6 protein-coding genes and 1 pseudogene are annotated in these 5,451 nt (G+C 68.5%); 2 read left to right on the top strand and 5 right to left on the bottom strand.

The window, feature by feature from the left end; genetic code table 11:
• Window positions 1–238, bottom strand: a pseudogene (locus ACXJKH_RS13560) (sulfurtransferase); the annotation flags it as partial.
• A 54-nt stretch (window positions 239–292) separates the two neighbouring features.
• The gene (locus ACXJKH_RS13555; RefSeq protein ID WP_457320005.1) at window positions 293–658 is read right to left on the bottom strand and encodes a DUF6164 family protein; all 366 of its coding nucleotides are present in this window, start codon (window positions 656–658) and stop codon (window positions 293–295) included.
• A 64-nt stretch (window positions 659–722) separates the two neighbouring features.
• Here ACXJKH_RS13555 and ACXJKH_RS13550 point away from each other — a divergent pair, with 64 nt between their 5' ends.
• Window positions 723–1,163 (top strand): FKBP-type peptidyl-prolyl cis-trans isomerase, encoded by a 441-nt coding sequence (locus tag ACXJKH_RS13550; RefSeq protein WP_256776150.1) that lies wholly within the window; start codon window positions 723–725, stop codon window positions 1,161–1,163.
• 9 nt (window positions 1,164–1,172) lie between these two features.
• A complete protein-coding gene (locus tag ACXJKH_RS13545) occupies window positions 1,173–2,420 on the top strand; it encodes a TIGR03862 family flavoprotein (protein WP_457320003.1) in 1,248 nt (415 codons plus the stop codon).
• A gap of 256 nt (window positions 2,421–2,676) precedes the next feature.
• Here the strand turns inward: ACXJKH_RS13545 and ACXJKH_RS13540 are convergent, their stop codons facing one another.
• The 3 genes from ACXJKH_RS13540 to ACXJKH_RS13530 form a co-directional block, all read right to left on the bottom strand.
• On the bottom strand, window positions 2,677–3,186 hold the full coding sequence (locus ACXJKH_RS13540) for a GNAT family N-acetyltransferase (protein ID WP_457320001.1): 510 nt from the start codon (window positions 3,184–3,186) through the stop codon (window positions 2,677–2,679).
• Window positions 3,186–4,808 carry an FMN-binding glutamate synthase family protein gene (locus tag ACXJKH_RS13535; RefSeq protein ID WP_457319999.1) on the bottom strand — a complete coding sequence of 541 codons (1,623 nt, stop codon included), beginning with the start codon at window positions 4,806–4,808 and terminating at the stop codon, window positions 3,186–3,188. The genes ACXJKH_RS13540 and ACXJKH_RS13535 overlap by 1 nt, the downstream gene beginning before the upstream one ends.
• Window positions 4,809–4,838: 30 nt before the next feature.
• On the bottom strand, window positions 4,839–5,451 hold a 613-nt coding region (locus tag ACXJKH_RS13530; protein WP_457319997.1), incomplete at its 5' end, for a nucleotide sugar dehydrogenase.

Raw genomic sequence — 5,451 nt, 5'->3', positions numbered from 1 at the left:
GCATCTGGCTGTAGCTGGTCTTGACCCGCAGCCCGGCAAAACGCGGGTCGGCCTGCAGGGGGGCGTAGAAGCCGTCGATGCCCGGCTCACTGCCGGCCAGGAACAGGTTGATGCCCTCGCCCGCCACCAGGATGGTGCCGCGCAGCCCTGCGGCGGTTGCCCGCTCCAGAAGGGTCGCGCACAGCGCATCCGGGTCGGCGATGGGGGTGAAGTGGTAGGCGGCGGTATTGGCGATCATCGGCCCATTATAAATCGCGCCGGCCGCACCGCCGGGCCCACCGCCGGCGGTGATTCAGCCCCGCAGCAGTACGAATGGCAGCAGTACCAGCGCCGCCGCAGCCAGCATGCCCAGCAGCATGGCGACCACGAACAGCGGTCGGCGCTGGAGGAGGCTGCCGAAGGTTTCGGCGGTGCCATCACGCAGCGCGGCCTCCCGTTCGGCACGCACGCGCACGCCGCGGGCCTCCTGGTAGGGCGCCATCAGCGCCTTGGCGCGCGGCAGGTCGTCATTGTCGCGGATCCAGATTCCGCCCCAGGAGATGCCCCACGGGCTGGGTTCGGTGCGGTAATGGGCGATGCCCGCCTGGTCCAGCAGGGCGGTCACGTCCTGGATTTCATCGTCCGCGACGTTGCGCAGGTTGAGCAGCAGTTTCGACATGTGCCCATGATAGCGCCCGGCGATGCGCTACCCTTGCGTCCCGTTTTTGCGATCCGGAGCCGCCATGCGTCGCCTGTCCTCCTACCTGCTTGCTCCCCTGGCACTGCTGGCGCTCGCCGGCTGCACCCCGCCTGGCCCGCCGCCGGGTGGCAGCATCGCCCAGTTCGAGAAGATCGATACCCAGCCGGGCACTGGCGCCGAGGCCACTCCAGGCAACAAGGTCACCGTGCATTACACCGGTTGGATCTATGACGAGCGCGCCGCTGACAAGCATGGCGAGAAGTTCGACAGCTCGGTCGACCGTGGCGAACCCTTCACCTTCAACCTGGGCCAGGGCCAGGTCATCAAGGGTTGGGACGAAGGCTTTGCCGGCATGAAGGTGGGCGGCAAGCGCACCCTCATGATCCCGGCCGAGTACGGCTACGGCGACCGTGGCGCCGGCCCGATCCGCCCCGGTTCTTCGCTGGTGTTCGATGTCGAGCTGCTCGACGTCAAGCCGAACTGAGTTTGCCGCATGCGTAGTCCAGACAGCGCGCCGCGGCGCGTGGCGATCATCGGCGGTGGCCCGGCCGGGCTGATGGCCGCCGAAACCGTGCGCGCCGCCGGCCACCACGTCGATGTGTATGAAGCCAAGGGGTCGCCGGGACGCAAGTTCCTGATCGCCGGCAAGGGCGGTTTGAACCTGACGCATTCGGATCCGCACGCGCTGTTCGTCTCGCGCTACCGCGAGCGCGCGGCCGACGTGGGCGCATGGCTGGCCGATTTCGACGGGCCGGCGCTGCGCGGGTGGGCCCACGGATTCGGGGTGGACACCTACGTGGGCAGCTCGGGCCGGGTATTCCCGGTCGACCGCAAGGCCGCCCCGCTGCTGCGCGGCTGGGTGCGCCGCTTGAAGGAACAGGGCGTGCGCCTGCATGTGCAGCACCGCTGGACCGGCTGGCAGGACGATGGCGCACTACGTTTCGACACGCCCAACGGCGAGGTGGACGTGCACGCCGATGCGGTGGTGCTGGCGATGGGCGGCGGCAGCTGGCCCGAGCTGGGCTCCGACGCCGCGTGGGTGGCGCCGCTGGCCGCGCGTGGCGTGGACATCGCCCCCCTGCAGCCGGCCAACTGCGGCTTCGACATCGACTGGACCACCTACTTCCGCGAGCGCCAGGCCGGCGCCCCGTTGAAGCCGGTGGTGGCCTACTGGACCGCGCTGGACGGCCAGCTCCGGTCGCAGCAGGGCGAGTGCGTGATCAGCGCCGACGGTATCGAGGGCAGCCTGATCTATGCGATGGCCGCCGASCTGCGCGACACCCTCGCCCGCGACGGCCGGGTGCACCTGCACCTGGACCTGCTGCCGGGCCAGACCGAAGCGCAGGTCCTGGACAAGCTGCAGCGTCCGCGCCAGGGCCGCAGTTTCGGCGAGCACCTGCGTCGCCAGCTGGGCCTGGGCGGGGTCAAGTCGGCGCTGCTGTTCGAAATCCTGGGCAAGGACGCCGGTCAATTGCCACCGCCGCGCATCGCCGCCGCGCTCAAGCGCCTGCCGCTGCCCCTGCTGCGCCCGCGTCCGATCGCGGAGGTGATCAGCAGCGCCGGTGGCGTGCGGCTGGAAGCGCTCGATACGCAGCTGATGCTGCGCGATCTACCGGGTACTTTCTGCGCCGGCGAGATGCTGGACTGGGAAGCGCCGACCGGGGGCTACCTGCTCACTGCCTGCTATGCGAGCGGGTTGCGGGCGGGGCGCGGGGTGGTGGAGTACCTGCGCAACCTGTGACCGGTTGTGCCGGCCGTTGGCCGGCGCTGCCGGATGCGTCCGACGGTGTTGCGGAGCCGGCCAGCGGCCGGCACTACCTTGGTGCTTCTGACGATGCTGAGGAGCCGGCCAGCGGCCGGCACTACCAGGTGCTTCTGACGATGCTGAGGAGCCGGCCAGCGGCCGGCACTACCTTGGTGCTTCTGACGGTGCTGAGGAGCCGGCCAGCGGCCGGCAATAGCGGGGTGGTTGCGACGGTGGTGCGCGCCGGCCGGGATCAGCCGCGTTGCATGCGCACCGACGCCAGGGCAACGCCGCTGGGGTGCGGGTAGGTTTCTTCGCGCAGCGGTTTGAATCCGGCACGCTGGTAAAACGGTACCGCATTGAGCGAGGCCGACAGCACCAGCGGGCGGGTCGGATCGGTCAGCGCCTGCAGCGCGTGCATCAGCACGCTGCCGATGCCACGCCCGCCGTAGTCGGGGTCGACAAACAACGCATCGATCTCGTTGCCCTGCTGATCGATCACGCCATAGCCCAGCAGCGTGCCCGCATCGTCCTCGGCGACGATGYAGCCGCCCTGCCCGATCAGCTCACGATAATGCGCAGGCGGCCGCGAGGCGGCCCACGGCGCGATCACCTCGGGCGGATAGGCTGCGCTACACAGCTCGCGCACGCAGCGGGTGCGCAGCACCCACAGGGCATCGGCCTCCTCCGGGCGTCCACGCCGCAATATCGGGCCCTGCCCGGCTGCATGCGTGTCCTGTGGCGGTCCGATCGCATCCGCCATCAGCGCGACTTGCTCGTGCGCAGCGCCTGGATCCGCGCCGGCGGCTGGAACGAATCACTGCGCGCATCGCCCCAGTAATCATGGAACACGGCGTGATCGGGCACCTGCCGCAGCAGCTCGCCCGGACTCAGATAACGGTACAGCGAGGCCAGCGAGCGGATTTCCACCGGCGACACCCGCCGCAGGATGTGCTCGGGTCCCAGCTCGGACGGGTGGTTCAAGCCGGCCGCGCACAGCAGGTCGCGCAGCGCGCGCACGGTGTTGTCGTGGTAGCTGTGCACGCGGGTGGCTTTGTCCACGGCATCCAGGTGACGCCAGCGGTTCGGATTCTGGGTGGCGATACCGGTCGGGCACTTGTCGGTGTGGCAGCTCAGCGACTGGATGCAGCCCAGCGCGAACATGAAGCCACGCCCGGCATTGCACCAGTCCGCGCCAAGCGCGATGGTGCGTGCGATCTCGAACGCACTGGTCACCTTGCCGGCCGCGCCGATCCTGATGCGGTCGCGCAGGTCCAGCCCGACCAGGGTGTTGTGCACCAGCAGCAGCGCTTCGTGCATTGGCACGCCGACATGGTCGACGAACTCGGCCGGGGCCGCACCGGTACCGCCTTCGGCGCCATCGACCACGATGAAGTCCGGCAGCAGCCCGGTTTCCTGCATGGCCTTGGCAATACCGAACCACTCCCACGGATGTCCGATGGCCAGCTTGAAGCCGACCGGCTTGCCACCGGACAGCTCGCGCAGCCGCGCCACGAACTGCAGCAGCTCCACCGGGGTACTGAACGCGGAATGCTTGGACGGCGACACACACTCCACGCCCASCGGCACGCCGCGGGTGATCGCGATTTCCGCGCTGACCTTGGCTGCCGGCAGCACCCCGCCATGACCGGGCTTGGCGCCCTGCGACAGCTTGATCTCGATCATCTTGACCTGGTCATGGGTGGCGTTGGCGACGAACTTCTCTTCGCTGAAGTGCCCATCATCGCCCCGGCAACCGAAGTAACCCGAGCCGATTTCCCAGACCAGATCACCGCCCATTTCCCGGTGATACGGCGAAATCGAGCCTTCGCCGGTGTCATGGTAGAAACTGCCACGCCGCGCGCCTTCGTTGAGTGCGCGGATCGCGTTGGCCGACAGCGAGCCGAAGCTCATTGCCGAAATATTGAACACGCTGGCCGAATACGGCTTGGCGCAGTTGGGCCCGATCAGCACGCGGAAATCGCTGTGCGCGATCTCGGTCGGCGCCAGCGAATGGTTGATCCACTCGTAGTCCACCGCATAGGTGCTGCGCAGCGTACCGAACGGCACCACGTCCATTTCATTCTTGGAGCGCTGGTAGATCAGCGCGCGCTGCTGCCGCGAAAACGGCACGTCCTCCAGGTCGCTCTGCACGAAGTACTGGCGGATCTCCGGGCCGATCGATTCCAGCCCGTAACGGAAGTGCGCCATCACCGGGTAGTTGCGACGCAGCGTGCTGCGTTTCTGCAGCAGATCCCAGGTGCCCAGGAGGGCGAGCGCGGCGGTCACGCCCACGCCCCAGTACCAGGCCGGCCAGATCGTGGCCAGCCACAGGCAGACCGGAAACAGCAGGATGGCGAGCATGTAAACCAGGTAACGATGCATGGCTTTCCTCGATCAATAACGCGTTCGAGTCTACAACCGGCCGTCCACCACGTCCCGCGGCCATACCGACTTGACGTCGTAGACCACGCCACCGGGCGCGAGCAGCGCGCCGATGGCGGCGGCATCGAAGGCGCGGAACTGGTCATGCGCCACCGCCAGTACCACCGCGTCGAACGCGCCGGGCGCGGCCTGCTCCACCCAGTGCACGCCACTGCCAGCCAGCGCCGCCGGGCCTACCCAGGGGTCCTGCACGTCCACGTGCGCGCCACTGGCCTGCAGGGTCTGCGCCAGCTCCAGCGCACGGCTGTTGCGCAGGTCCGGGCAGTTCTCCTTGAACGTCACCCCAAGCACCAGGATGCGCGCGTCGGACGGTGCCTTGTCGCGCCCGGCCAGCAGGGCCAGCACACGCTGCGCCACGTGGGCGCCGACCCGGTTGTTGACCTGGCGGGCGGTGTGGATCAGATCCGGGTGGTAGCCCACGCTCTCGGATTTGTGCAGCAGGTAATACGGGTCCACGCCGATGCAGTGGCCGCCGACCAGGCCGGGGCGGAACGGCAGGAAATTCCACTTGCTGCCGGCCGCGTCGAGCACGTCCTGGGTATCGATGCCGAGCCGGTCGAAGATCAACGCCAGCTCGTTGACC

It is taken from the genome of Stenotrophomonas sp. P5_B8 (assembly GCF_054049855.1).
The sequence above is the reverse complement of the archived record's forward strand: the minus strand, read 5'-3'. Positions and strand labels throughout refer to the sequence as shown.

Coding starts and splice junctions, on each gene's coding strand:
- ACXJKH_RS13555 (WP_457320005.1), bottom strand. CDS start 658: ATGTCGAAACTGCTGCTCAACCTGCGCAACGTCGCGGACGATGAAATC.
- ACXJKH_RS13550 (WP_256776150.1), top strand. CDS start 723: ATGCGTCGCCTGTCCTCCTACCTGCTTGCTCCCCTGGCACTGCTGGCG.